Annotated in this window: 29 protein-coding genes; 18 read left to right on the top strand and 11 right to left on the bottom strand. The window is 72.2% G+C overall.

The annotated features are described in order from the left end of the window. Positions 1-14 precede the first annotated feature (14 nt). The 3 genes from RM788_RS46875 to RM788_RS46865 form a co-directional block, all read right to left on the bottom strand. Positions 15-1,424: an acyl-CoA reductase gene (locus tag RM788_RS46875; RefSeq protein ID WP_315927476.1), complete on the bottom strand. Its 1,410-nt coding sequence runs from the start codon at positions 1,422-1,424 to the stop codon at positions 15-17. A 5-nt stretch (positions 1,425-1,429) separates the two neighbouring features. Continuing rightward, complete coding sequence (locus RM788_RS46870; RefSeq protein WP_315927474.1) at positions 1,430-2,500, bottom strand: long-chain-fatty-acid--protein ligase; 1,071 nt, start codon at positions 2,498-2,500, stop codon at positions 1,430-1,432. 474 nt (positions 2,501-2,974) lie between these two features. After that, positions 2,975-3,685 (bottom strand): FadR/GntR family transcriptional regulator, encoded by a 711-nt coding sequence (locus RM788_RS46865; RefSeq protein ID WP_315927472.1) that lies wholly within the window; start codon positions 3,683-3,685, stop codon positions 2,975-2,977. A gap of 108 nt (positions 3,686-3,793) precedes the next feature. Here RM788_RS46865 and RM788_RS46860 point away from each other — a divergent pair, with 108 nt between their 5' ends. The 7 genes from RM788_RS46860 to RM788_RS46830 all read left to right on the top strand — a co-directional run bounded on the left by RM788_RS46860 (position 3,794) and on the right by RM788_RS46830 (position 8,661). After that, complete coding sequence (locus RM788_RS46860; protein ID WP_315927470.1) at positions 3,794-4,204, top strand: RidA family protein; 411 nt, start codon at positions 3,794-3,796, stop codon at positions 4,202-4,204. Between the two features lie 71 nt (positions 4,205-4,275). Then, entirely contained in the window at positions 4,276-5,055 is a 780-nt protein-coding gene (locus RM788_RS46855; RefSeq protein WP_315927468.1) for a class II aldolase/adducin family protein, read from the top strand. A 23-nt stretch (positions 5,056-5,078) separates the two neighbouring features. Beyond that, positions 5,079-5,564, top strand: a complete 486-nt coding sequence (locus RM788_RS46850) for an alpha/beta fold hydrolase (protein WP_315927466.1) — start codon at positions 5,079-5,081, stop codon at positions 5,562-5,564. Further along, a complete protein-coding gene (locus tag RM788_RS46845; protein WP_315927464.1) occupies positions 5,552-5,776 on the top strand; it encodes a hypothetical protein in 225 nt (74 codons plus the stop codon). The genes RM788_RS46850 and RM788_RS46845 overlap by 13 nt, the downstream gene beginning before the upstream one ends. Positions 5,777-6,128: 352 nt before the next feature. Continuing rightward, positions 6,129-7,313 carry a sensor histidine kinase gene (locus RM788_RS46840; protein WP_315927461.1) on the top strand — a complete coding sequence of 395 codons (1,185 nt, stop codon included), beginning with the start codon at positions 6,129-6,131 and terminating at the stop codon, positions 7,311-7,313. Then, positions 7,310-7,969: a LuxR C-terminal-related transcriptional regulator gene (locus RM788_RS46835; protein WP_315927459.1), complete on the top strand. Its 660-nt coding sequence runs from the start codon at positions 7,310-7,312 to the stop codon at positions 7,967-7,969. The genes RM788_RS46840 and RM788_RS46835 overlap by 4 nt, the downstream gene beginning before the upstream one ends. A gap of 17 nt (positions 7,970-7,986) precedes the next feature. After that, positions 7,987-8,661, top strand: a complete 675-nt coding sequence (locus RM788_RS46830; RefSeq protein ID WP_315927457.1) for a carbohydrate-binding protein — start codon at positions 7,987-7,989, stop codon at positions 8,659-8,661. A 9-nt stretch (positions 8,662-8,670) separates the two neighbouring features. Here the strand turns inward: RM788_RS46830 and RM788_RS46825 are convergent, their stop codons facing one another. Continuing rightward, positions 8,671-9,615 carry a DUF1996 domain-containing protein gene (locus RM788_RS46825; protein ID WP_315927455.1) on the bottom strand — a complete coding sequence of 315 codons (945 nt, stop codon included), beginning with the start codon at positions 9,613-9,615 and terminating at the stop codon, positions 8,671-8,673. Between the two features lie 250 nt (positions 9,616-9,865). On the opposite strand from RM788_RS46825, the gene RM788_RS46820 reads away from it, so the two are divergent. Together RM788_RS46820 and RM788_RS46815 are read left to right on the top strand one after the other, a co-directional pair. Then, a complete protein-coding gene (locus tag RM788_RS46820; RefSeq protein WP_315927453.1) occupies positions 9,866-10,669 on the top strand; it encodes a hypothetical protein in 804 nt (267 codons plus the stop codon). A 65-nt stretch (positions 10,670-10,734) separates the two neighbouring features. Beyond that, positions 10,735-10,920 (top strand): hypothetical protein, encoded by a 186-nt coding sequence (locus RM788_RS46815; protein WP_315927452.1) that lies wholly within the window; start codon positions 10,735-10,737, stop codon positions 10,918-10,920. A gap of 509 nt (positions 10,921-11,429) precedes the next feature. Here RM788_RS46815 and RM788_RS46810 read toward each other — a convergent pair. Then, positions 11,430-11,885, bottom strand: a complete 456-nt coding sequence (locus RM788_RS46810; protein ID WP_315927450.1) for a helix-turn-helix domain-containing protein — start codon at positions 11,883-11,885, stop codon at positions 11,430-11,432. A gap of 60 nt (positions 11,886-11,945) precedes the next feature. Between RM788_RS46810 and RM788_RS46805 the strand changes: the two genes are divergently transcribed. Beyond that, on the top strand, positions 11,946-13,115 hold the full coding sequence (locus RM788_RS46805) for an MFS transporter (protein WP_315927449.1): 1,170 nt from the start codon (positions 11,946-11,948) through the stop codon (positions 13,113-13,115). Here RM788_RS46805 and RM788_RS46800 read toward each other — a convergent pair. Both RM788_RS46800 and RM788_RS46795 read right to left on the bottom strand, forming a co-directional pair. Beyond that, a complete protein-coding gene (locus RM788_RS46800; RefSeq protein WP_315927447.1) occupies positions 13,112-13,846 on the bottom strand; it encodes a class I SAM-dependent methyltransferase in 735 nt (244 codons plus the stop codon). The genes RM788_RS46805 and RM788_RS46800 overlap by 4 nt on opposite strands. A gap of 45 nt (positions 13,847-13,891) precedes the next feature. Continuing rightward, entirely contained in the window at positions 13,892-14,815 is a 924-nt protein-coding gene (locus tag RM788_RS46795; RefSeq protein ID WP_315927445.1) for a LysR family transcriptional regulator, read from the bottom strand. A 182-nt stretch (positions 14,816-14,997) separates the two neighbouring features. On the opposite strand from RM788_RS46795, the gene RM788_RS46790 reads away from it, so the two are divergent. Further along, a complete protein-coding gene (locus RM788_RS46790; RefSeq protein WP_315927443.1) occupies positions 14,998-15,960 on the top strand; it encodes an NADP-dependent oxidoreductase in 963 nt (320 codons plus the stop codon). A 239-nt stretch (positions 15,961-16,199) separates the two neighbouring features. Continuing rightward, on the top strand, positions 16,200-16,640 hold the full coding sequence (locus tag RM788_RS46785; RefSeq protein ID WP_315927441.1) for an ATP-binding protein: 441 nt from the start codon (positions 16,200-16,202) through the stop codon (positions 16,638-16,640). 107 nt (positions 16,641-16,747) lie between these two features. Here RM788_RS46785 and RM788_RS46780 read toward each other — a convergent pair whose 3' ends face one another. The 3 genes from RM788_RS46780 to RM788_RS46770 are packed head-to-tail and all read right to left on the bottom strand — an operon-like array spanning position 16,748 to position 20,360. Next, positions 16,748-18,559, bottom strand: coding sequence for a CheR family methyltransferase (locus tag RM788_RS46780; protein WP_315927439.1), 1,812 nt, complete (start codon positions 18,557-18,559; stop codon positions 16,748-16,750). 53 nt (positions 18,560-18,612) lie between these two features. Further along, the gene (locus tag RM788_RS46775) at positions 18,613-19,350 is read right to left on the bottom strand and encodes an ATP-binding protein (RefSeq protein ID WP_315927437.1); all 738 of its coding nucleotides are present in this window, start codon (positions 19,348-19,350) and stop codon (positions 18,613-18,615) included. Then, entirely contained in the window at positions 19,347-20,360 is a 1,014-nt protein-coding gene (locus RM788_RS46770) for a chemotaxis protein CheB (protein ID WP_315927435.1), read from the bottom strand. Before RM788_RS46770 ends, RM788_RS46775 begins: the two co-directional genes overlap by 4 nt. 276 nt (positions 20,361-20,636) lie before the next feature. On the opposite strand from RM788_RS46770, the gene RM788_RS46765 reads away from it, so the two are divergent. The 5 genes from RM788_RS46765 (at position 20,637) to RM788_RS46745 (ending at position 24,517) form a co-directional block, all read left to right on the top strand. Continuing rightward, positions 20,637-22,232 (top strand): anti-sigma factor antagonist, encoded by a 1,596-nt coding sequence (locus RM788_RS46765; protein WP_315927433.1) that lies wholly within the window; start codon positions 20,637-20,639, stop codon positions 22,230-22,232. Positions 22,233-22,313: 81 nt separating this feature from the next. Then, complete coding sequence (locus tag RM788_RS46760) at positions 22,314-22,457, top strand: hypothetical protein (protein ID WP_315927431.1); 144 nt, start codon at positions 22,314-22,316, stop codon at positions 22,455-22,457. Positions 22,458-22,503: 46 nt separating this feature from the next. Then, entirely contained in the window at positions 22,504-22,935 is a 432-nt protein-coding gene (locus RM788_RS46755; RefSeq protein ID WP_315927429.1) for a PRC-barrel domain containing protein, read from the top strand. A gap of 278 nt (positions 22,936-23,213) precedes the next feature. After that, complete coding sequence (locus RM788_RS46750) at positions 23,214-23,336, top strand: hypothetical protein (RefSeq protein ID WP_315927427.1); 123 nt, start codon at positions 23,214-23,216, stop codon at positions 23,334-23,336. After that, complete coding sequence (locus RM788_RS46745; RefSeq protein ID WP_315927425.1) at positions 23,333-24,517, top strand: glycosyltransferase; 1,185 nt, start codon at positions 23,333-23,335, stop codon at positions 24,515-24,517. Before RM788_RS46750 ends, RM788_RS46745 begins: the two co-directional genes overlap by 4 nt. 42 nt (positions 24,518-24,559) lie before the next feature. Here RM788_RS46745 and RM788_RS46740 read toward each other — a convergent pair whose 3' ends face one another. After that, positions 24,560-25,486, bottom strand: coding sequence for an NADP-dependent oxidoreductase (locus tag RM788_RS46740; RefSeq protein ID WP_315927423.1), 927 nt, complete (start codon positions 25,484-25,486; stop codon positions 24,560-24,562). A 74-nt stretch (positions 25,487-25,560) separates the two neighbouring features. Between RM788_RS46740 and RM788_RS46735 the strand changes: the two genes are divergently transcribed. Next, positions 25,561-25,941: a winged helix-turn-helix transcriptional regulator gene (locus RM788_RS46735; RefSeq protein WP_315927421.1), complete on the top strand. Its 381-nt coding sequence runs from the start codon at positions 25,561-25,563 to the stop codon at positions 25,939-25,941. Positions 25,942-26,042: the final 101 nt, after the last annotated feature.

Raw genomic sequence — 26,042 nt, 5'->3', positions numbered from 1 at the left:
GGACGAGCGCGCTGTCAGGTCGTCGCCTCCGGGTGCTGCTCCACGTCGCACCACCGCAGCAGACCCGAGATCCTCGGCAGCCCGTCGTGCCGCCACGCCATGCTCACCCTGGCCATCTCCCCCGGCGCGGTCACCCGGCTCACGCCCAACAGGGCCAGATCCTCGGCCGTGCGCCAGAACTCGTCGCCGACGGCTCCCAGCGCCACGTTCTGCAGGTGCCGCGCGTACGGGCGCACCAAGTCGACCACGTCGGCCAGCCGGGGCACCGCGACGATGCGCGCCACCCGGTTGCCCGCGCCGCTCAACGGCAGCAGGGTGTCGTCCAGCACGACCGTCCACTCCAGACCGTCCGACGACCACACCTCGCCCGACGCCGTGCTGGCGGCCCGCCACTCAGCCACCAGTCGGCGGTGCTGCAACACCGTCGCGTCCTCGACGTCGATCGTCCCCGGCGGGCAGTCCTCGGCCGCCAGGCGCATCGCGCGCGCCACCTGCCGGGCCACCGCGGGGGCCTGCGAACCGGTCACCAGGTACACCTGCGGCGACAGGCAGGCCTGCTGGTCGAGGTCGCTGCAGTCCACGGCGATCCGCCGCGCCACCTCCGCGACCCCGTGCAGCGACACGTAGTCCTCGGACACCACACCGAAGGACAGCTTGTGGGCGTGCTCCTCGTAGATCTGGTGCGGTCCGACCTTCGCGCGGATGGCCGCGCACGCCTCGTCGCCGCCGTAGGCGATGACCGCGTCCGCGTGCTCCAGCGCGGCGGCCATCGTCGCCTCGTCGTCGCGGTCCCAGTACGTCGCCAGCACGGAGTCGGCGAGCACCGGCTCCACCTCGTGCAGCGTGCGCAGGAACGCGGCGGTGAAGTTGGGTTCCCTCGCCGGGATCTTCGCGATCATGGTCGCCTTCACCAGCAGCGCGCGCACCAGCGTCCGCGCGGGCAGGCCCGGCGCGTTGCCGGAGAACACCGCCAGCACCGTGCGCGGGCCGATCGCCCTGGTGCTGCCGCGCAGGTGCGCGTCCGGGCGGAACCCGTCCAGCACCTCGGGATCGCCCAGTTCCCGTTCCAGCGCGGCGAGCAGCGACTCGGCGCGCAGGGTGCCCAGCTCGCCGTCCAGCGACCGGTTGATCGTCTCCTCGGACATCCCGGTCACGACCGAGGCGTCGCGCACGACCCGCTGCCTTGGTGGGAAGTCCCGCTTGGCCCACTGCTCGGCGACCGCGTCGACGGCTTCGACGATCCGGCGGACCGGCATCTCGCGCAACGCCTCCTGCGCTCGCCGGAGTCCTTCGGCCACCGCGGGCCAGTCGGCTTCGCCCGGCCGCGCACCACGCCACTCGTGGTCGCCGGACCGCAGCGCGAACGGCACCAGGAAAGCGCTGTCCATCCAGCTCGGAATCCACGACACGGACTGCTCCGCCACGGTGTTCACCGTCCCCCGGTCATCTCGTCGAGCGACAGCGAACAACCGCGGCTCGCGGTGCCCGCGACACGTCCGGCGATCGCGACGCCGTCCGGGACGGCGATGCCGACGTCGCCGGTCAGCAGCACGTGCGGCCGGTCGATCAGGCAGAGGTCGGTGATCTCGACCAGGCCGTGGCCCTCGGTGGTGATCTCGCGGGTGCGCGGGTCGCGCACCGACGGCCCACCCCAGATGTGCCGCGCCTTCGGGCGTTCGCCGAGCGGGCCGACCGCCGCGTCCGAGCCGTCGAAGAGCTGGTTGGCCAGCTCGGTCATGCCGAAGAGGTTGCCGAAGCCGCCGTCCTCGATGCCGAAGACGCGCTTCAGGGTGGCGCGCAGGTCGTCGACCCGCATCACCCTGGACCGCCCCTTGAAACCGCCGCCGTCGTAGGCCCGCGAGCCCGGCGGCAGCACCCAGCTGCGGCCGCGCGCCTGCAAGGCGTCGCAGACGTTGACGAAGGCGAAGGTCGCGCCGATCATCACGACCGGCAGCTGCTCGGCGACAGCGGTGTCCAGGCTGGACTCCAGCGCGTCGAAGTCCACACCGGAAGGGCCCGCCACGGACACGCTCAACCGGGGGTCGCCGCACGCCTCTGCGATGCGGGCCATGTCGAACGCGATCGCCATGTCCGGCGCCGCCCGCTCGGTCGGCGCGAAGCGGACCACCGCGGGGCGCGTGCCGTCCCGGAACAGCAACTGCCGCGCGCTGGCGACGATCGCGATGCGCTTCAACTCCAGGCCGAGCCTGGTGTACCGCACGGTGCCGCGCGCGCTGCCGGTGGTGCCGCTGGTGCGGAACTCCCGCACGACCGGCTCGTCCGGGAACAGGTGCGGGCCGCCGTCCTTGTACGCGGTGTCCGGCACCCCCACCCCGGTGCCGACCTGCTTCCAGTACCGCGCCACTTCAGGGGAGTTGGCCGTGGTGAGTTCGAGAAGCTGTTCGTGGACGGACGCGGGATCGCCCTGACCGTCGACCACCAGCGTCGCGATCTCCTCGAAGAGCCTCCCCACGTACGGATCGTCGTGGGCAAGAGTCATCGAATCCTCCATCCGGGCAAGCGATTTCGGCACAGTAGCAACGGGAACAGGGCCCAACAATCCCCAAAGTCCGAACGGTCCGATGGTCCACAGCACCAGGCTCGGTGACCCGCGCCACACGTCGTCGGAGATCCACCGCCCCCACCAGCGAAGATCAGCTTTCCCCTGCGGTCTTCAGCGCGGCCGAACCGACGGAACTCCTGCGCCGAACGGCGACGATCACCTGGACCGCTCCGGAAGTACGCGCCCGCAACGGAATCCGCTCCACCGGGACGAGGCCCGACCCGGACGACGGCGGGATGGCTCCCTCGCGAGCCCGTCCGCTGACCGGACCACCCGCGCCCATCGCCCGCTCCGAGCGATTCGCGGGCGACGACCCGATGTCCGTCCCGGAAGGACGACGGCGGTCGGGCTCGCGCCGATCCGCCGGCGGAGCCGCCCACCGGACGCCCTGCGCCCGACTCGGGCGCGGGGTCAGGCAGGGGGCGGTGTGACCGTCCCGCCGAACAGGGCGATCGTGTCCGCGAGATGGGTGCGCGTCGCCGCGACCGCGGCGGCCGGGTCCCCGGACTCGATCGCGTCGAGCAGCACCTCGTGCCGATCGTTGGCCTGCCGCAGTTCGACCACGCCGACCAGGACGCTCAACGCGGGTTCCAGCGACCTGCGCAGCACATCGTAGATTTCGACGAGGACGGAGTTGTCCGCGGCTTCGACGGTGATCCGGTGGAAGCGGGAGTCCGCCGCGATGAACGCGACGACGTCACCGGCCTCCGCGTGCGCCCGGCACTCGCCCAGCGCTTCCCGCAACGCCGCGACGTGCTCGTCCGTCCGGCGCAGCGGGGCCACTTGGGCGACCAGGACCTCCAGGGCGGTGCGCACCTCGAAGACCTCGGGCGCCCTGGCCGCGGCGAGCCTCTCGGCGAGTTCGTCCCGCTCCGACGGCCTGCCGACGTAGGTTCCGCTGCCCTGCCGGGCTTCGAGGACGCCGGTGTGCACGAGGACCTGGACGGCCTCGCGAAGGGTGGATCGCCCGACACCGAGCCGTTCGGACAGCTTCGTCTCGCTCGGCAGCTTGTCACCGGTCCGCAGGCACTCGGTGGCGATCAGTTCACGCAGGCTCGCGATGACCTGTTCCACCAGCGGACGGCGCCGCGGCGGGGTCGCGGGCCGCCACTCATCGAGCATGGGGCCAGGTTACGGGACAGCGGCGGGATGAGAGGTCCCCGCGCTCCCTTGACAGTGCAACGCACCGAAGCGCAAAGTCATCAGACAACCTGATGACTTAGGAGGATCATGGCCGTCGACCGCCTCGACCCCGCGACTCTCGCCAGCCCGGTGATGAACCTGTACTCGCAGGTGGCCATCGCCTCCCCCGGATCACGACTCGTGGCCATCGCGGGCCAGGTGGCCCTGGACGCACGGGGGGCGCTCGTCGGCGAGGGCGATCTCGGCGCGCAGGCCGAGCAGGCGTTCCGCAACCTGCGCGCGGGCCTGGAAGCCGCGGGCGGCACACCCGCCGACCTGCTCAAGTACACGATCCACGTGGTGGATTCGGACCCGTCGATGATCGGGCCGGTGTTCGAGGCCGCCCGACGCGCCTTCGACGGCGAACTCCCCCTCGTCCCCAGCACGTGGCTCGGCGTCGCGGCGCTCGGCCTGCCCGAGTGGCTGATCGAGGTCGACGGCCTCGCGTCCGTCGACTGAGGAACTCCGAGCCGCCGCCACGGCGGACCCCGACACCCGATACCGGGAACAGCGCGCAGGAAGGGCTTCCGATGACCACCGAGAGCACCCCGACGATCGGCTTGCCACCCGCTCCGACCTTCGACTCCGTCGACGACGAGCGGCGCCACCGCAAGCAGCAACTCGCCGCCGCGCTGCGCGTTTTCGGCAGGCTCGGCTACGACGAGGGCGTGGCCGGCCACATCACGGTGCGCGACCCCGGCGACCCGACCACGTTCTGGGTCAACCCCTTCGGCGTGTCGTTCGGGCGCATCAGCGTCAAGGACCTGGTGCTCGTCGACCCGAACGGCGCGGTGATCGAGGGAACCCGGTCGGTCAACCGCGGGGCCTTCGTCATCCACTCCGCCATCCACGACCTCCGTCCCGATGTCGCCGCCGCCGCGCACGCGCACTCCATCCACGGCCGTGCGCTGGCCGCGCTCGGCGTGCCGCTGCGTCCGGTCGTCCAGGAGGCGTGCGCCTTCTTCGAGGACCAGGCTGTCTACCGCGAGTACAACGGCCTCGCCCTGGAGGAGGAAGAAGGCAGGCGGATGGCCGAAGCCCTCGGCGGGAACCGGGCCGTCGTGCTGCAGAACCACGGCGTGATCACCGTCGGGGGCAGCGTCGAGGAGGCGGCGTACTGGTTCGTCAGCTTCGACCGCGCCGCCCAGGTCCAACTGCTCGCCGAGGCCGCGGGCACCCCCGCCTACCTCGACGACGACGCGGCCCGCCTCGCGCACTCCCAGTTCGGCAGCCCGAATCTCGCCCGCTTCAGCTTCCGGATCCTGTGGGACGACATCGTCCACGCCCAGCCCGACCTGCTCGACGAGTGACCGGACCGTCCACGGAGGTTTCGATGACCACGTTCGTACTTGTCCACGGCTCATGGGCGGGCGGCTGGAACTGGGCGCGCCTGCGGCCACTGCTCGAGGAGCACGGCCACCGGGTGCTGTCCCCGACGCTCACCGGACTCGGGGACCGCGGCCATCTCGGCGGGCCCGGAATCGGACTGTCCACCCACATCGAGGACATCACCAGGTTGCTGGTGTGGGAGGACCTCGACGACGTCGTGCTGGTGGGGCACAGCTACGGCGGAATGGTGGTGACCGGCGTGTCCGGCAGGGTGCCGGAACGGCTGGCGCACCTCGTCTACATCGACGCCTTCCGGCCCGAGCCCGGCCAGTCCGCCTTCGACGTCCTGCCGGTGCTGCCCGACCTCTTCGGCGATCCCCCCGACGCGCACCGTGGGGCTGGGCCCCGGTCGACCTGTCGATGCTCGGGCTGGTCGACCCGTCGGACCTGCGGTGGATGGCGCGCAACTGCACGCCGATGCCCACGCTGACGCACACCGAACCGCTGCCGACCCCGGTGGAAGACCCCTCGGCGGTGCCCGTGACCTACGTGCACGCCGCCGCCCTGCCCTTCTTCGCCGAGACCGCGGAGAAGGCCGCCGCGGCCGGGGCGACGGTGGTGACCTGGCCGGACGCCGCCCACTACCCGCACGTGCAGCACCCCGCCAGGACCGCGGAGGTGCTGCTGGGGCTGGTGCGCTGAGCGGCGCGGCGGGCGACGTCCGCCGGGCAGTCCCACCAGCACCACCACGCCCGTCAGCGCGGTGAGTCCTAAAAGGACTAAGCCGGTGTCCACCACGTGAGCGGGCGGTGCGCGGCCACGGGCCTTGGACGGCCTGCCCCCAGCCAGGTCTGGGGCCCTGGTGCCGACGGGTTCCGCGGGACCGCCGGGTGTGCGACGCGGGCCCGGCGGTCCCGCTCGATGATCACGCGGGTGTGGCGGCGAGCTTGAGAGAGCGCTCTCTCAAAGGGGCGATCTGCGCTACAGTGCTGTCACCCTCAGTGTTGTCTCGCTGACAACGAGGTCATGTCGGGTGGCGGGAGGTGGTAGGCGCGTGACTCTCCCCGCCAACCGGGTCGTGGCCGCGGCCGCCCTCGGCCGCGCCGTGCTGCTCGGCCGGGCCGCGCTCACCCTGACCGCCGCCGGTGTCGGGCTGCGGGTGCTCCCCGATCCGAGGACAGCGCTTTCCGTGCTGATCGTCGTCGTGGTCGGCACGGCCACTGGGCTCGTGGTGCTCGCCCGCCGTCCCGACGTGGTGCGGCACCCGGTGCCCGTGATCGCGGCGGACTCGGTCCTCGTGCTGGGAGTGCTGGTCGCCTGCCGGGGCGGTGTGCCCTTCTTCTGCTTCGCGGCGGGGGCCTGCGCGCTCGGCGGTGTGGTGCTCGGCATGCGCGGGCTGGCGCTCTGGGTCCCGCACGCCGCGCTCGGCTACGCGGTGGCCGCTCACCTGCTGCGGGCCGACACCGCGAGCCCGCACATCGCCGTGTTCACCCTGGCGTTCCCGCCCATGGACGTCCTCGCCGGGGTGGCGTCCGCGGTCGCCACCGGCGCCCTCGTGCGGTACGTCGACCTCTCGGTGGACGTGGTCGCCTCGGCCCAGCGTTCGGCGGCCGCCTCGGAGCGGACCCGGCTGGCCCGCGAGCTGCACGACTCGGTGGGCAAGACCCTGCGCGGCGTCTCGTTCGCCGCGCTCGCGCTGCCCGCCTCGTTGCGCAGGCACCCCGAACTGGCCGAGCAGTTGGCGGGCACGGTGTCCCAGGGGGCCATGGCGGCCGCCCGCGAGGCGCGCGAACTGCTGGCGGGCCTCCGGCTCGACGCCCCCGACCAGGACTTCGCCGCCACGCTGCGGCGGATGTGCGAGCACTGCGGCGAGTTGGCCGGGATCGCGGTGAGCCTCACCGCCGCGCCGGTGGACCCGCCCGCCGACGTGCGCTACGAGCTGTGCCGCATCCTCGACGAGGCCCTGCGCAACGCCGTGCGGCACGGTCGCCCCGAACGGATCGCGGTCACCCTCACCCAGACCGACCGCCTCCGCCTGCGGGTGCACGACGACGGCGGGGGCTTCCGCGTGCCAGGCGACCTCTCCGCCCTCACCACCGGGAACCACTACGGCATCGTGGGCATGTCCGAACGCGCCCGCAACGCCGGCGGTGCGCTGGACGTGAGGTCGAGGCCCGGTCACGGCACGACGGTCGAGGTGTCGGTGCCCGTCGCCCGTCCGGTCCGGATGGCGTCGTGATCGACGTCCTGGTCGTCGACGACAACCCGATCGTGCGGGCGGCGCTGCGCGGTTTCCTCGACTGCACCGACTCCGCGCGGGTCGTGGCCGAAGCCGGGGACGGGCGGCGGGCGGTGGCCTTCGCACGGCGGCTGCGCCCCGCCGTGACCCTGCTGGACCACCGGATGCCGATCGCGGACGGGTTGTCGGTGCTCGGCGAGCTGTGCCGGTACACCGCCGTGCTGGTGTTGACCAGCGACGCGGATCCCGTTCTGGTGAGCGACATGCTGCGCGGTGGCGCGCGCGGTTACCTGGTGCACGGCGAGTTCGACCCCGACGAGCTGCTCCGGGCGGTGCTCGCGGTCTCCTGTGGACAGAGCTGGCTCTCCGCTCCGGCCGCCGCCGTCGCCGTGGCCGCGGTGCGCGAGCAGGCGGATCGTGAACGGGCGCACCGCGAACAGCTGGAATCGCAGCTGCAGGACCGGATCCGGTTGGGACTCACGCGGCGCGAGGAGGACGTCCTGGGGCTGGTCGCGGAGGGGATGTCCAACGCGGCCATCGCCCGCAGGCTGGTGCTCACCGAGAAGACGGTGAAGAACCACCTGCACCACGCCTTCACGAAGCTGCGGGTGGGCAACCGCACCGAGGCCGTCCTGCGCTGGACGGGCAGGCGGTAGGGCGGGTGGACGGGGACGTGTCGGGTCGGAACCGGGTGCTGCTGCGGCGTCTGGGGTGGACAGCGCTTGCCGCGGGGGTCGCGGCGACGGCGGTGCTCGTGCCGCCGCTGATCGTGCCGTCCCCGCCGGTGGCGTCACCGCCTCCGTCCGCCGCTCCCCCGGCCGTCGTTCCCCCTGCCGCCGCTCCCCCGTCCGTTGTCACGTCGTCCTTCGTCGTCACCGCGCCCGCCGTCACCCTGTCGGCCGCCGCCCCGCCTGCTGGATCCGCGGCGGCCGAGCCGCCGCCCCCGGTGACCTCATCCCGTCCGCCCGCGTTCGAGAGCGTCACCGTGCACGCCGCCGATCCGGCCAACCTCCGCACCGGCGCACGCGTCATCGAGTGCGCGACCTGTCGCGGTGGCAGCCGGGTGGGCTACATCGGCGGCCCGAACATCCTCGCCATCCCCGTCACCGGGGTGATCGCGGCCGGGAACCGCACCCTGACGATCGTCTACGAGACCGAGGAGCCGAGGACGCTCGCCGTCGCGGTGAACGACGGCACCGCGCAGACCCGGCTGCTGACCGGCGCGGCGAGCCTGCTGATCCCGGCGACTACGTCGGTCGAGGTGTTCGTGCCCGCCGGGACCAGCTGGATCAAGTTCTTCAACGACACCGGATCGGCGCCGGACATCAACGAGATCGTGCTGAGCTGACGCCGGGGGTCAGTACCCGCCCGCGGTGTTGCACTGCACGACCTGCACGACGCAGTCCTTCACCCGGTGCCCCAGCGCGTCCTCGTCCCAGGCGAAGAACCCGTCGCCGTGCATGGACGACGCCATCCCCGACGCCAGCCGGAAACCGTCCACGCTGCCGCTCGTGGGGTAGGAGATGGAGAAGGTGACCGCCGGGATGGGCACCGGGAACTGCTCGGTGCACCGGCCGCCCTCACCGTAGGCGACGTGCCCCTTGTGGTCCGGGCTGTCCAGGTTCCTGCCGTCCCAGCAGTCCGGGAAGCGCATCGTGAAGTGCAGCGTGCCCCCGGCGCACACCGGCCAGTTGCCGTCCCGGCTGCGGCTCGCCCCGTCCAGCGGGCCACCCGCGCAGTAGAACTGGTTGACCGCGCCGATCTGGGTCGGCACCTGGCGCGTCGCGTCCCCGACGATCATCCGCAGTCCCTGCGGCATCGGGACGGTCTTCGACTTGTCGCTGAGCAGCGATCCGTAGTACACCACCACCTGTTTGGGCTGGACGGGCTGCTCGCGCTCGAACAGCGTGGGGACCCAGTACGCCGAGTGGTCCTGCAACGGCTGGCAGCTCGACGCGGTGAAGCGCATCAGGTCGTCGAACGTCGTGCTCGCCTTGGTGCCGTCGTTGCCGATGAACGAGTGCATGTGCGACGCGCCCGGCTGGCCGGGGAACACGATCGGGTCGTCCGCCGCCGAGTGGCTGTACGTGCAGGTGGCGTTGAACTCGGCGTTCCGGTTCGGGTTGGGCGGCACGGCCCTGGGCGTCATCGCCCGGAACGCGGCCAGCTGCGCGTTCCACTTCCCCTGGTCGACCGGGATCCACGTGCCCGCCGCCATCGTCATCCCGGCGTGCGGGTGCCCTGCCTGCGACACCGCCGCCGTGCCACCGCTCGGCGCCATCACCAGCGCCGCGACCGCCACCGCGGCGGTCGCGACGGCGAACCCGATCCGACCCTTGTCGACCAGCCGCAGGGGTCAACGTGGAACTTTCCTGTCACCCAGCACAGCTTCCTCCTCCACCAGCGGGAAACGGGACTACCAGCCGTAAGGTAGGACGGGGTGCCGCGCGGGTCGTGAGCCCAAAGTCCCGACCGCCGCACGTTCAGGGCCCAATTCGGGCGCCTGTCCCGAGTCGCGGTTCCCGGAACGGCGATGTGGGAGGAATCCCTTCGTGGACGACGATCGGCCCGAGGTGGTGGGCGGCTGGGAACTCGTCCGGCACGACCGCGTCGCGAACTACCGCAAGCGCTTGGCCAACAACGTCACCGTCCTCGCGACCTGGAGCGACGAGACCGGCACCGGCACGGTGGAAGCCCACGTCGAACCGCTGGGGATCGGCCGGACGCTGACCCGCGGCCGCAAGGAGTTCCGCGACCAGGACTCGTTCTGGACGGCCGCGCGGTGCGTGGTCGACATGGCCGCGAACCTGCCTTCCCTGGGCGCGGGCACCGGAAGCCCCGCCGACTCCGAGCTGTTCGGCGAGGTCGCGGGCACCGTCGAGGCCGAACCCGGCTCGGGCGGCGGCCCGGAAGCCGAGCTGACGTTCACGCTGACCAGCGGCCGCACGGTCACGCTGGTCCTGTCCGACGAGCAGGCGTTCGACCTGTGCTCGCGGATCAACGCGCTGGATCACCACGTGTGGTCCGAGCAGCGTGATCCCGAGGAGGTCATCGGTGGTGACGCCGGGGTGGTCGAGGTGGTGGACGTCGGCGGGGTGGAGTCGGGGCCGGACACCGGGCACGACGTGGTCGCGCTGTTGGGGTCCAGGTTCGGGGTCACCGCGGAGCACCTCATGGCGCATGTCGACTGGTCCGCCGTGATCGTGGTGGGGGAACCGGCGGTGGGGTCGCTGGTCGAGCGGGGCGATGAGCTGCACGCCGCGTTGCGGCCGCGGTGGTACCCGGTTGTCGTCGAGCGGCCTGGGGAGCAGTGGGTCGTCCTGCGGCGCACGGGGTTGGACCACGGCGTGGAGTGACGGGTGTCGGCCTGGCCACCGCCGGGTGTCGACCCTGACGCGGGTCGGACTTGCGGAATCCACCCGTGGACGATCGATCCGGGCGATGGCAGATCGGGCGGTCCGCCGAACTCGTCGGCCTCGGCATTCCCCGACCACGCCGCCACGACCGGCTTCGACTGCTCGAACCCGACGGCCGCGAAGCCCGGTCCGGCTACCGCTACCACACGCGTGGCCAGACCGGCGCCTGCCGGCAGCGGTGGACACCTTGACGCAGGAGGACGAAATGCACGGTCACGCACCAACAGCCCTGACGTCCCGGCTGCACCTCATGCCCCGGTTCCCCGTCACCGACGTGAACCGCTCGATCGCCCACCAACAGGAAGCACTCGGCTTCCGCCTCGCCTGGCGCACCACCGACGGCCTGGCCGCCCTGGCCAGCGGTGAGGTCGAGATGCTGATGGCGGCCCCCTGGACCGACGACCCACCCCTGCCGGCGCAATCCGCCTACGTGTACGTCGAAGACCCCGACGCCCTGTGCGGAGTACCGGGGCGCAGGCGCCGACATCGTCGACCCGGTGGCCTCCCGGCCCTGCGGGATGCGGGACTTCGTCGTGAGCGACCCCGATGGGCACCGCTCCACCCGCGGCTGCGGCGAACCGCGACTGCTCGAGGTCGCCGACCACTAAGGCCGACAACGGTTCGACGGCCGCGGTGACCGGCTCCGGCTCGTGCCGTCGGCGTGACCACAGCGCCGCCCTGGCCTGCCGGCTCGAACACCCTACGGATGCGACTCCCGCAGCGTGAGCACCATGGCGTCGAGCAGCCGGTTGCACTCGATGACCGACAACTCCCGCGCCGCAGCCGCTTCCGCCGCACCGAACACCCCCAGCAACCGGGACCGCACCTCCGCCTCGTCGATCCCCGTCCGCGTCGCCACCACTCCGACCTCGAACCGGAAGCGGGTGGTGCGGCTGAATCGGACCACCGCCGCGGACAGTTCCACCGACGGCCCGGTGACCGCTTCCGGCTCGCCCGACGTCAACGTGATCTCAAGGTCCACCCCCAAGGCCTCGGCCAGTCGGCGCAGGGCGGACAGCGTCGGGTTGCCGCGCCCGTTCTCCAGGTTCGCGATGTAGGGCACCGACAACCCCGCGTCGACCGCCACCGAGGCGATCGTCCGACCCGCGGCGACCCGCTGGGCACGCAGCCGTTGCCCCAGCTCGACCCCATTCACCAATCCACCCTCCCAGAACACTTGTTTGCCTTAAGTATCCCACCAGGATAGCTTCGCGATGTGCTCCGCGCCCTCGATGTGGCCGACTTCCGGCTGTTGTGGGCAGGCCGACTCGTCTCCGACCTCGGGTCGTACCTGCTCATCGTGGCGATCCCCTTCCACGTCCACCAGCTCACCGGCTCCGCGACCGCCACGGGTCTGACGCTCGCCGTGGAGAGCCTGCCCGCCGTGCTCGTGGGGCCGATGGCCGGTGTCCGCGTCGACCGCTGGAACCGCAGGCGGATCATGATCGCCGCCGATCTGCTGCGCGCGGGCGCGATCCTGCTGATCCTGTTCGCCGACCGGCCCGAGCGGGTGTGGTGGGTGTACCTCGCGCTGCTCGCGGAGAGCCTCGGCACGGTGTTCTTCCGCCCCGCCGCGCGGGCCATGACGCCCGACGTCGTCGGTCTGGGGCCGGACCTGGTCGCGGCCAACTCGCTCAACGCGCTGAGCACCGGCACGGTGCGCCTGGTCGGGCCACCGCTCGGGGCGGCACTCCTGGTCTGGTCCGGACTTCCCGCGCTGATCCTCCTCGACGCCGCGAGCTACCTGGTCTCCGCGCTCGCGATCACCGCCATCACCACCCGGACGACCACCACCGGCGACGGTTCCGCGAAACCCCTGCGCGACGGACTCGCGTTCACCGCGGGCCACCCGGTCCTGCGTGGACTGCTGGTGCTCAACACCGCCTTCTTCACCGCCAACGCCGTCTTCACCGCGCTGCTCGTCCCCTTCGTCTCCCAGCGGTTCACCGACAGCCCCGGCGCGGTGGGCTACCTGGTCTCCGCCCTCGGCGCGGGCTACCTGCTCGGCGCGCCGGTCGCAGGCCTCCTCGTCCGGCGCCTGACACCGAGTCGGCTGATGTTGCTGGGGCAGACCGGGGTGGGCCTCTGCTTCGCCGCCATGGTCAACGCGCCCACCCTGGTCGTCGCGATCGCCGCGGCGGGCATCGCGGGCGTTCCGGGTTCCGTCCTGATGACCACCATCGACACCACCGTCCAACGCGGCGCCCCGAGTGCGCTGCGGGGTCGGGTCGGCGCGGCCTTCCACGTCTCCGACGCCGTCGCCGCCCTGCTCGGCGCCTCCGCTGCCGCCGTCCTCGGCGCGCACCACCCGATCACGTCGGTGCTCACGTGGAGCGCGGTCGCCATCCTGTGCACCGCGGCGGCCGGACTGCTGATCCTCCCCTAGGCGGCCTCCAGGACGAAGAACAGGAAGCTCAGGAACGCCCCGGAGGGAAACCTCGCCATGTCCTCGGGGAACAGGTCGTGGGCTTCCGGCGCCGGGGGCGGTTCGCTGATGACGGCCGTGCGGAAACCGGCCGCGGTGAAGGCGTCGGTCATCGCGTGCAGTGGCCGGTGCCAGTAGGTGAGCACGGCCGCCTGACCGTTGAACGCGTACTCCTCGGACCACTTGACGGTCGCGAAGTAGTCACCATGGGGATGGGCCACCTTGAAGGTGATGGGGTGGTTGACGACCACGATCAGCCTGCCGCCGGGCCGCAGCACGCGCCGCAACTCGGCCAGCGGCGCGGACCAGTCCTCCAGGTAGTGCAGCACCAGGGCCGCGACGACGTCGTCGAACGCGTCGTCGGGGTACGGCAGCGGCTCGCCGATGTCGGCGACCCGCAGGTCCGCGTCGGCGCCGAGCCGCTGCCGGGCCAGCTCCACCATCTTCGCGCTGCGGTCGAAGCCCGCCACGACGGCGCCCCGGTCGCGCAGCGCCGCGGACACCGGACCCGCGCCGCAGCCCGCGTCGAGGATCCGGCGACCGGTCACGTCCCCGGCCAGGTCCAGGATCGCGGGTCGGACGTAGTACGCGTTGAGGAGGCTGGTCTCGTTCTCGGCCGCGTACGCCTCGGCGAAGCCGTCGTAGTCGTTCTCCAGGGCCACTTCGGCGGAATTCTCGGGATTGGCGGGCATGGGCACCATGGTGCCGAGTGGTCAACCGGGACGCCAGGGCCGCCGTCAGCCGTCCGCTCGGGGCAGCAGCGGGTGGATGGCTTCGCGAAGGCGGTCGCGGAGCCAGCGCGAGGAGGGGTCGTGGTCGACGCGGCGGTGCCAGCGCAGTTCGACGTCCGCGGTGGGCAGGTCGAAGGGCACGTCGTGACGGCGCAACGGGACACCGCGGTCGATCAGGTGCGCGGCCGTCACCTGCGGCACGAGGCAGATGAAGTCCTGCTCCAGGGCCATCAGGGCGCCCAGGGCGTAGGAGGGCACGACCGCCGCGACGTGGCGGGAACGCCCGACCCGCTCCAGGGCGTCGTCGAGCGGACCTCGGGCGAGGCCGCGCCGCGAGGCGGAGACGTGGGGGTGGCGGCAGAGGTCGTCGGGGGTGAGCCGCGGTGCCCGGCCCAGCTCCGAGTCGGCGGCGACGACGGCGACGAAGTGGTCGGTGAACAGCGTCGAGGTGTGGACGTCGGGCGGCGGCGGGGCCGCGACCGTGACGTCGAGGTCGAGCGAGCCGTCGCGCAGCGGGTCCGGTTCCTTGGAGTCCTGGCCGACGAACCGCAGGCGGACGCCCGGCGCCCCGCCCGCGATCAGGCGGGTGAGACGGGGGGCGATGACCGGGACGAGGCCGTCGTTGAGGCGGATGGAGAAGGTGCGCCGCCAGGAGCGCGGGTCGCTGGTCGCGGGGTCGGTCCGCAGGCGGTCCGCGGCGTCGAGCAGTGCTTTGACCCTGCCCGCGGCGTCCTGGGCGAACGGCGTGGGGACCAGGCCGCGGCCCGCGCGCACCAGGATCGGGTCGTTCATCGCGCGACGCAGCCTGCTCAGCGCCCGGCTGGTCGCGGGTGCGGACAGGTGCAGGCGCACCGCGGCCTCCGCGACGCTGCCGGTGTCCATCAGCGCGTCGAACACGCGCAGGAGGTTGAGGTCCAGATCCGCCGCCATGACCGTCCCCATTCGTGCGTTCGACGCAGGTAGTCCGTATCGAGAATGCACTGGAGATCATGCCCCGACGCGCCGATACTGGTTGTCAGAGGCTCTCGACGGCGGACGCGCCGGTCCCGACGAGCCCGCCGACCGGTCGCGCCACCCGCCGACCACCACACCACCCGGACAGGAACCCAGTCATGCCCAGAATCGTGCGCCCGACCTCCTACGGCAGCCCCGACGTCCTCACCACGACCGAGGTGCCCGTCCCGAAGGCCGCCGCCGACGGCGTGGTCGTCGAGGTCAGGGCCGCGGGCGTCAACCCGATCGACTGGAAGCTCTACAGCGGGTCCTTCCACGCCGTGGACGACGACCACAAGGACGCCGCCGGGATCGCCGCGTCGATGCCCGCGATCGGCCTGGAGTGCGCGGGCGTCGTCACCGAGGTCGGTGCGGACGTGACCGGCGTGCGGGTCGGCGACGAGGTAATCGTGCACCCCGTGACGGCCGCCTACGCCGACTACGTCACGGCCCCGGCCACCTCGGTGGTGGCCAAGCCCGCCGGGCTCGGGTGGGCCGAGGCTGGCTCGCTCATGCTGGCGGGCACCACCGCGGTCCACGCGCTGCACGCCGCCGGCGTCGGTGCGGGCGACACGGTGCTCGTCCACGGCGGGGCGGGCGGAGTCGGCCTGATGGGCGTGCAACTGGCCGCCGCCGCGGGGGCGGCGGTGATCGCCACCGCCTCCGAGCGCAACCACGCGTTGCTCCGCGAACTCGGCGCCACCCCCGTCGCCTACGGCCCAGGGCTCGCCGACCGGGTGCGCGCCACCGCACCGCGGGGCGTCACCGCCGCGGTCGACTTCGCGGGCACCGACGAGGCGCTCGACGTCTCGCTGGAGCTGGTGGCCGACCGCGACCGCATCGCCTCGATCGCCGGGTCACCGCGCCGCGCCGCCGCGGGCGTCAAGCTGCTCGGTTACGGCCCGGGGCAGGACGCGGGCACCGCGATCCGCGCCGCCGCCCGCGGCGAACTCGCCGAGCGCGCCGGGTCCGGCGCCCTGCGCGTCGTCGTCGACACCACCTTCCCCCTAGCCGAAGCCGCGAAGGCCCACGAGGTCGGCCTCGCCGGACACGCGCCCGGCAAGCTCGTGCTCATCCCCTGACCGGCCCGTCGGCCGTGCGAAGAGGACGGTGCGACCGGCGTGTCCCGCCCGCGGGCGACGCCGCCCACCGGATGCCGCCGTTCCCCTGGCAGGGGACGCGCGACGCGGCGAACCTCGCGGCCGAACCGGGTGCGCGGTCCGGACCGAACTGCGGAGACGGGGTGTGACGAACGTCCGGGATGGATACCCGTGGTTGTCGCCGTCGCCCGGCCAAGTCCGGCAGGAAGCACGAGGTACCCATGCTGCAGGAACCACCTCCGCGGTTGTCCGCGCAGGACCACTCCATCCGCATGGGCGAGGAGTTGACCCTCGGCATCTCGCTGACGTGCAACAACCTCGGTGAACTGCGCGCCGAACTGCGGCAGGTCCTCGACGGCATGGACGACGACTTCGTCGACGACGTGCAGCTGGTGTGCACCGAACTGGCCGCCAACGCCTGCGACCACGCCGAGGACCCGCGTCAGCTGGTGTTGAGGCGCCAGGTCCAGGACGACCGGCACGAGTTGCTGATCGAGGTGCACGACTCGACCCCCGAACGCACACCGCTGGTGGGCGAGTCGACGCTCGGCGAGTTCCGCGGCCACGGCATGCGCATGGTCGAGTCGCTGTGCAGCGACTGGGGCGTGCGCCGCGCCGACCGGTTCAAGGTCGTGTGGGCCAGGCTGCCGATCCCGCGATGAGGACCGCCGCCGCGCGGCGGGATTCCCCCGCTGCGCGGCGATGCCGGTGGTACTGGGAGGAACCGCGAAGCGGGAAGTGCCCACTTCCGACGGACCGGCGGCCGCGGTCACCGGTCTTGCTGCTCCATCACCAGGATCGCGCCGTTCGGGGCGCCCGTGCTCGACCGCAGCGAGCTGCACACCACGCGGACGTGCACGTCACGGCCGCGGCGGTTGACCGCGTCGACCTTGATCTCGGTCGTGAACGACCCGTCGGCCAGCGCCTCGCGGACGATCGGGCGCAACTGCGGCAGCGGAAGGCCGATGTCGAGGTTCAGCAGGTGCGTGCCCTCGGCCTCGTCCCGCCGCACGCCCCACAGCTCCTCGGCACCGCGGTTCCACGCCAGCACCCGCATCTCCAGGTCCAGCACGACGACCCCGGCCCGCAACGACGTCAGGATCGACTCCAGGAACCCGTTGACCTGGTCCAGTTCCCCGCTGCGGTCGCGCAGGGTCTCGTTCATGGTCTGGAGTTCGTCGTTGGTGGACTGGAGCTCCTCGTTCATCGTCTCCAGTTCCTCGTTGGTGGACTGGAGCTCCTCGTTGGTCGTCTCCAGTTCCTCCACGGTGGACTGGAGTTCCTCGTTCGTGGTCTCCAGTTCCTCGTTGGTCGACTGGAGTTCCTCGTACGCCGCCCCGAGCTGGTTGTTCGCCTCCTCCAGCTCGTCCAGGAGCTTGTGCGCGGCGCTCACGTCGTGGAAGACGACGGAGACGCCGAGGATCCCGTTGCCCGAGTCGACCAGGGGGCTGATGTGGACCTCGAACCACATCTTCTCGCCGGGCCCGCGGTCCCACTCGACGTCCTTGACGCGCAGCGTCCGCCGTTCCAGCCGGGCCTTGTCGACGTAGCCGCGCAGCTCGACCGGGCGGTAGGACAGGTCGAGGTCGCGCAGCGGCCTGCCGACGTCCTTGCCCGACAGCCCGAACGTCGCCTCCGCCTGGCTGTTCACCAGCGCGACCACGTCCTCGCTGGTCACGACCACCTGCGCGACCGGGCTGGCCGAGAACCCCAGTTCCCGCAACCGGTCGAGGCCGCCGATGTCGATGCGGCGGTCGTGCGCGAACGCGTGCGCCACGAAGGGCGAGCCGACCGGCAGGCCGTTCGCCGCACGGCGGAAGATCCGTCGCTTGAGGTCCACCGCGTCGAAGACGCGGGAGTGGCTGAGCAGCATCTCGGCCTTGCCGAGGAACAGCACACCCCGTGGCACCAGGGCGAAGTGGAAGCGCCCCAGGATCTTCGACTGGGTCTCCTGGGTGAAGTACATCAGCGTGTTGCGGCAGACCAGCAGGTCGATCCGGGAGATGGGCGCGTCCTGCACGAGGTCGTTGCGGCCGAAGATGACCGCGCGCCTGAAGTCCTTGCGGAACGAGTACCGGTCCTCGTGCGGCTCGAAGTACTTCTCCAGCAGGCCCGGCGGCAGCCCCTCCAGCTCACGGGTCTCGTAGGTCGCCTGCCGCGCCTGGGCGAGCGCCTCGTCGTCCACGTCGGTCGCGTAGACCTTCACCCGGCGCCGGTACTCGTCCGGTCCCAGCGCCTCGGCCAGCGCGATGGCGATGCTGTACGCCTCCTGGCCCGACGCGCAGCCCGCGCTCCAGACCCGGATCGGGTCGTCCGGGCCGCGTTCGGCCAGCATCACGGGGATGACCTCGTCGCGCAGGTACTCCCACGCTCCGGGGTCGCGGAAGAACCCGGTGACGTTGATCAGGATCGTGTTGAACAGCGCGTCGAACTCGTCCGGGTTCAACTGCAAGTAGTCGATGTAGTCGCCGTGGTCGGAGATCGAGACCTGGTTCATCCGGTGCGCGACGCGCCGCGTCAGGCTGGTGCGCTTGTACCCCGTGAAGTCGAAACCCCTCGATTCCTTCAGGTACGCGAGCACCTCTTCGAAAGCACTGTCCGACCCTGGCTGGCGACCCGTCACAGCGGGTAACGCTACCCGCCGGTCGAAGCCCCTTCCGCCAACGGGAGCACCGCCCAGACGACCTTGCCGCCGCGTGCGCTCACCGACACGCCCCAGGCCTTGCTCAGCGCTTCCACCACGGTCATCCCCCTCCCGCCGGAGGTCCCCCGGCGCAGCTCCGGGAGTTTGGGGCCGTCGTCGTACACCGCGATGGCGAACTGCCCCGGCCGGAGTTCGAGCCTCAACGACGGCGCGGAGCCGGTGTGCTTCACGGCGTTCTCCACCAGTTCGCTCACCACGAGCGCCGCGTCGTCCGCCACCCGCTCCAGGTTCCAGCGGGAGCAGGTGTCGCGCAGGAACGCGCGCGCGAGCCGCGCCGAGGCGGTGGAGAAGGGCAGCCGCACCTCGTGCCTGCGTCGGGTCCGGGGCTCGACGACCGCGTCCAGGGCCAGCCGCACGGTCGGGAACTGCGGTACGAACCGGGCGATGCCGCCGCGTCGCAGGGTCTCCCGCAACCCCTCGTCCGCGACGATCATGACCGGCACGCCGGGCCACTCCGACACCCGCATCCACACCGTCGTGAACACGCTCAGCTCGGAGGTTCCGAGGGCCTCGAACCCGTCGAGCAGGTGCACGACGATCGCCGTCGGCTCGTCGACCGCGCACTTCAGCAGCCGGTCGCGGAACTCCGCGTAGCTCGACAGGTCCAGCCTGCCCGTGGCCCCCACCACGGTCGCGCCCTCCTCCGACGTGAGCCCCAGGGTGATCACGAAGGGCGTTCCGCGCGGGCCTGCTCGTCGACCGCGTCGGACAACAGGTAACCCCTCAGCACGTCGGCGGCGTGCGAGGCCTCCTCCTCGGTCCGCTCGTACCGCTCCGCGAGCTTCCCACTACCCCTGTTCCGGGCGTCCGCCCCCATTTTGCGAGCCAAGCTCACTTTTTCCTCCAGCGTGCGCAGGGCCGTCCACAGCGCACGCTCCAGTGTGCCCGCTTGCGCGTCCAGCAGGGCGTCCGCCGTCCACGCGTGCCCCACCCGGCAGCGGAACCGCGTGCGCTCGGCGTCCACGTCCAGCAGCGTGCCCGCGCAGTCGGGACAGCTGAAACCCGACGGTTCGCCCATCTTCTCCACCTCGACAGTCTGCTGCGCCGCGAACCGCGTCTCCAAACGGAGCAGCGCGGACGGTGCGGGCACGTTCGCCGTTTCCACCGGTTCACCGGCGTAGCGCCGCACGGCGTCCCCCAGGCTTCCCGCGGGCAGCACCTGGTCCACCCGCACGTGCTTCACCACGCTTCCCGGCATCCCCTGGTAAAGGGCGTCGTCGAGGTCCTGGACCATCGTCACCCCGCCGCGCGTGGCGATGGCGACCATGCCCGCGGTGCCGTCGTCGAGGGCGCCCGACAGCACGACGCCGATCACCCGTGGCCCCCCGGCGACCGCGGCGGACCGGAACAGGGCGTCCACAGCGGGCCGGTGCCCGTTCTCCGTCGGCCCGTGCGACAGCACCAGGGTCCCGTCCCGCACCAGCACGTGGTGGTCGGGAGGCGCCACGTGGATCCGACCGCGCTCCAGCGCCATGCCCTGCCGCGCGCTCACCGCGGGCAGCGGGCCGCTGCGACCGAGGATCGCGGGCAGCGCGCTGGTCCCGCCCGCGGGCAGGTGCAGCACGACCACGACAGCCGCGGGCAGATCGGCCGGAAGACCCGCCACGAAACCGCGCAACGCCTCGACACCGCCCGCCGACGCGCCCACGACCACGAGGTCGCGTGGTTCCAACGCCATCCGCCTCAACCCCTTCGAACTCACCGGAGTGGTTCCCCCGCAGGGGTGTCGCCAACCCCGACCACCACGTCGCCGAGTGATCGTCCGGCACGCGCCGGGTCGGACGCCTCGTCGCCGACCGCAGGCCCAATACCGCCGAACGGGTGAACAACCTCTTTTGCCTCCTCAGGTTTTCGACACCGGTGATAGGACGGAGTGCAAACGGTTGAGAAGCCAGCCGTTGTCCGATCAGCGGTGGACTTGACCCCCAGGTCGAAACGACGAGAAAGCTTCCCCATGAAGCAACTTTTGCACGTGGACCTGTCGACGAGGTCGAACGCCGTCGTGGTCACCGTGGCGGGAGAACTCGACATGACCACGGCGGGACTGCTCGCGGAGCACGTGGAGGAGGCCCAGCGGCTCCTCGGCACCGCGCGCGCCGTGGTGGTCGACCTGACCGGGGTCGGCTTCATCGCGGCCGCCGGAGTAGCGGTGCTGCTCCACGCCCATCGGACCTGCGAGGCACTCGGGGTTCCGCTGTGGGTGGTGGCGCCCGCGGAGTTCGCCCGGCGCACGCTGCGGATCTGCGACCTGGACTCGGTCCTGCACGTCGTGGCCAAGTCCCCGGCGGTGACGGCGGAGAGGCTGCGCAGCGCCCTGGAGGGCCGCGCCTCCGCGGACCACACAGCGGCCGTGCTGACGACCGGCGCGAACGCCCCCGGCCTGCGGATCGACGTGGTGGCCGCGGCGTGGGAGACCGAGCCCGCCGACTTCCGGGCGCACATCGCCGACCTCTCGGCCGCGTTGAGCCGCCAGGGCCACCGGGTCGTCCTCCTGATCCGGCGCACGTCCGGCGACCTGCCCGACGCCGAACGGACGCGGATGGGCTACGACCTCGTGCGGGTGGCCGCGGGACCGCCCACCACCCTCAACCGGGCGGCGCTCCTCCCCCACCTCGACGAGTTCGCCGCCCGGCTGGACCGCCGGTGGGCGGAGCACGCCCCCGACGTGGTGCACCTGCACTCCTGGACCTCGGGACTCGCCGTGCGCGCCTGCGAGGCCACCCTGGTCCAGTCCTTCCACGGGCTCAAGACCGTTCAGGACGCCGACAGCGCGTCCACGAGCAAGGTCAGGGACCTGGAACTGCTCACCGCCCTGTCCGCCCACCACGTCATCACCACGAGCAGCCACGAGGTGGCCGGACTGGTGCGCGCCGGGGTGCCCCGAGCGCGGATGACGCTGGTGCCCTGGGGCGTGGACACCGACCTGTTCAGCCCGCACGGCCCGGCCGCTCCGCGCGGCGCCGTGCACCGCGTGGTCGCACTGGGGGAGGTGGCACCACGCAGCGGGTTCCGCGCCGCGATCGAGGCGCTGACCGCCGCACCCGGCGCCGAACTGCTGGTCGTCGGACCGATCCGGTCCGCCCTCCCCCGTGAGGACCCGGAGGTCACCAGCCTCATCCGGCACGCCCGCGCACACGGCGTGGACGACCGGGTGCGGTTCACCGGTCAGGTCAGCCGCAGGACCCTGGCCGCGCTGCTGCGCTCCGCCGACGTGGCGCTCCGCGTGCCGTGGCGGGATCCGGGGGGCGGCAGCGCGCTCCAGGCCATGGCCTGCGGGGTCCCGCTGATCGCCTCGCGGGTGGACGCCCTGCCCGACATCGTCGTCGAGGACGTCACCGGGCTCCTCGTCCCCCCTGGCGACGCGCCCGCGCTCGGCCAGGCGCTCCGCGGCCTGCTCGACGACCCGATGGGGCGCGATGTCCACGCGATCACCAGCGTCGACCGCGCCCGGACCCGCTACTCCTGGGACCGCGTCACGACCGAGGCGGTGGCCACCTACCGGAAGGCGAGGACCCCCGCCGCGCCGACCAACCGCCACGCGAGCCGATGACGGCTTCCGGTCCGGCCGCACGGGTTTACCGGTGGTCCACAACGCCAACCCCGATGGGTACGAACGACCTTGGAGGGACTCATGGCAGGACAGGACAAGCCGACCGACGCGACGGCGATCGACACCCAGACCGACGTGGCCCGCCTGGTGATGGCGCGCTCGGCGCTGAAGGTCGTGGCCATCGCCGTCGTGCTGGGGCTGCTCTTCCGGCTGTTCCGGTCGTGACGCGAACGCCCTCGGGTCACTGACCCGCTCGAACCAGGAGGTCCGGATGCAACCGATCATCCCCTTCGTCCCGTGGGACTGGCGGGACAACTCGTGGCTCTCGCCCTACCCGACCGGCCCCGCCGACGCCACGCCCACCGACGCCACGCCCACCGACGAACGACCCGACACGGGCCTCACCGGCTACCGCGTCGAGGCCACCGACGGTTCGATCGGCTCGATCGACCAGGAGAACGCGAAGGTCCCGTCGGACTGCCCGCTGGTCGACACCGGCCCGTGGATCTTCGGGCACAAGGTCGTCCTCCCGGTCGGCACCGTGAGCCACGTCGACCACGAGGAGCGCCGGGTGCACGTCGACCGGACCAAGGAGCAGGTCAAGTCCGCTCCCGAGTACGACCCGGACGCCGATGGCGACACCTACCGGCAGCGGCTCGGCGACTACTACTCCGAGAGCTACGGCACGACCCCGACCGGCTAGGGCGTGCGCCGCGGTCCGAGCGCGCACCACCTCCGGCATGGCCGCTGTGGTGGGAGCGCTCCGCATCGCCGCAACGCAGGCGACCCGCGTTCGACCACCTCGTCCGCTTCCGTGGAGATCCACGCACCTACCCGATCGGCACCACACTTACGGGTGAACCTCTCGTGTTTCTTCCCCGTGGGGCATTCACCACGGTGGTATGAAATACCCGCGTGGTTGGACATCCGGCCATGGTCCTCTTGGCCCAGACCAGAGTCGCGACTACGAGAAAGCCCTTCATGGAACTGCCGCGTACCCGTGATCGGGACGAAGTGGGCGTCGCCACGGGGAAACCGGGCACCAGCACGACGGGAACCGGCGCGGGCCGACCCGCGCCGCACGTCGTGGTCGACGACGCGTGAGGGCGTCGGCGATGCGGATCGACCTGGTCGCCGCGTCGTGGGAGGCGGAGCCGCTCGAGCACACGACCCACATCACCGAACTCGCGGTGGCGTTGAGCAGGCAGGGCCACGAGGTCGCGCTCCACATCCGCAGGCACACCCCCGACCAGCCCGAGTCCGAGGAGAACCCGTTCGGGTTCAGGGTGGTCCGGGTGCCCGCGGGGCCGCCGAGCCCGCTGTCGGGAGCGGCCCTGATCGCCCACCTCGACGGGTTCGCGGCGTTCCTTGACCGCGCCTGGGCCGAGCGCGCGCCCGACGTGGTGCACCTCCACTCCTGGATGTCCGGGCTGGCCGTGAGCGAGTCCGACGCGCCGCTGGTCCAGTCCCTGCACGGTTTCCGGCACACCGAGCGCCAGTTCCAGCGGCTGGTGGTGCGCAGGCGGACCGACATGGAGCGCCTCGTCGCGCTCGCCGCCGACCGCGTGGTCACCGCGGCGGCGGACGAGGCGTTCGAACTGGTCCGGCTCGGAGTGCCGGGCACGAAGGTGTCGCTGGTGCCGTGGGGCGTCGACACCGACCTGTTCCACCCCGAAGGGCCCGCCGCTCCCCGCGGGGCCGGGCCGCGACTGGTCGCGCTCGGCGAGGTCGCGCCGCACAGCGGGTTCCACACCGCGATCACGGCGCTGGCCGCCGTTCCCGACGCGGAACTGCTGATCGTCGGGCCCATCCGCTCCGACGCGGCCGACGAGGACCCCGAGGTGCTCCGCCTGGTCGGGCACGCCCGCAGGTTGCGCGTCGGCCATCGGGTGCGGTTCACCGGCCGGGCGGGAAGGGCGGACCTGCCCGCGCTGCTGCGCTCGGCCGACGTCGCCCTGTGCGTGCCGTCGCGCGAACCCTCCGGTGTCGCCGCGGCGCAGGCCATGGCGTGCGGCGTTCCCGTGGTCGCTTCGGCGGTGGGCGCGCTGGCCGACCTCGTCGTCGACGGTTCCACCGGTGTCCTGGTCCCGGCGCGCGCGCCGCTGGCGCTCGGCGTCGCCCTGCGCGGCCTCCTCGCCGACCCGGCGCTGTCTCGGGCCCACGCCCTCGCGGGCGCCGAACGGGTGCGGGTCCGCTACTCGTGGGACCGCGTCGCCGCGGAGGTGGCCGCCACCTACCGGAAAGCCATCCGCCACCGTCGTTTCGAGGTGGCCGCCGAGCAGTAGGCCGCCCGCGGGGACCGGGACCGCCGACGGTGGCCCGCCGGATCAGACGGTGAGCACGACCTTGCCCCGGAGGTGGCCGCCCTCGATCAGCCGGTGCGCGTCGGCGACGCGGTCGAACGGGAACACCTCCTGCACGTGGACCCGGAGCACGCCCCGTTCGACGAGGTCGACGAGACCGCGCAGGGCGAACGGGTCGGGGTCGACCGCGACGCCGCTGAAGCGCATGCCCGCCGCCTCGAACTTGGCGATGAGCACCGGATCGTCCTCGGCGACCGCCGTCACGAGGTGGCCTCCCGGGCGGAGCACGGCGAGCGACCGCTCGACGGTGTCGCCGCCGATCGTGTCGAGCACGACGTCGACGTCGCGGACCGCCTCGGCGAAGTCGACCGCCGTGTAGTCGATCACCTGGTCGGCGCCGAGTCCTTCGACGAACTCCCGCTTGCTCCCGCTCGCGGTCGTGATCACGTGCGCTCCGAACGCCTTCGCGATCTGGATCGCGACGTGGCCGACCCCGCCGCCACCGCCGTGGACCAGGACGCGGTCGCCCTCGGTCACGCCCGCGAGGTCGACCAGGCCCTGCCACGCCGTCAGGCCGACGACCGGCAACGCCGACGCCTCGACGTGCGAGAGCGACGCGGGCTTGCGCACCAGGTGCAGTGCCGGCGCGGCCACGAACTCGGCGTACGCGTTGGCGGCACGGGGGAACAGCGGCATCCCGAACACCTCGTCGCCGGGCCGGAACCGCCAGGTCAGCGCCTCTTCGACCACGCCGCTGATGTCCCAGCCAAGGACGAACGGCGGCGGGCCGAGCAGTGGGAACTCGCCTTCGCGCAGCCGCGGTTCCAGCGGGTTCAACCCGATCGCCTTGACGCGGACGAGGACCTCGGTCGGCACTGGCCGGGGCACGGGCGCTTCCACGACGGTGAGCACCTCGGGGCCGCCCAACTCCTGCTGGGTGATGACTCGCATGACTCTCCTGGTTCCTGGGGGGTACGGATCCAGGCTAGGTTTTCCGATGGGAACCCCCAGGTACCTTTGGCGCCATGAGCGCTTCCGGTCCCGGCGACTGCTTCCTCGCCGACTGCCCAGGGCGTCTGACGATCGAGCTGATCGCCGAGAAGTGGACGGCGGTCGTGCTCTACGGCCTCAGCGAGGGCCCTGTGCGCCACGGCGAGCTGATCGGGATGATCGGCGGCATCTCCCGCAAGGTGCTCACCCAGACGCTCCGACGGCTGGAGGCGCACGGGCTCGTCAGCCGCCACGCCTACGCCGAGGTGCCGCCCCGCGTCGAGTACGAGCTCACCCCGCTCGGGGCGTCGTTGATCGGGCCGATCCACGTGCTGACCGAGTGGGCGAGGACGAACGGCGACGCGGTGCTCGACGCGCTCGACGCGGATTCCGAGGCCACCGCCCGCAACGGCTGAGCCCGCGGACCTGATCGTCCTCGCCGGCGGGATCGGTTCGCCGATGTGCGCTCGGCGTCCTTTTCGGACAGTGGACGGTCCGGTGTCCTCCTCGGGTCGCG

The organism is Umezawaea sp. Da 62-37, from assembly GCF_032460545.1.
Taxonomy (GTDB): domain Bacteria; phylum Actinomycetota; class Actinomycetes; order Mycobacteriales; family Pseudonocardiaceae; genus Umezawaea.
Note: the sequence above shows the minus strand (reverse complement) of the source record. Positions and strands in the feature narration are given on the sequence as shown.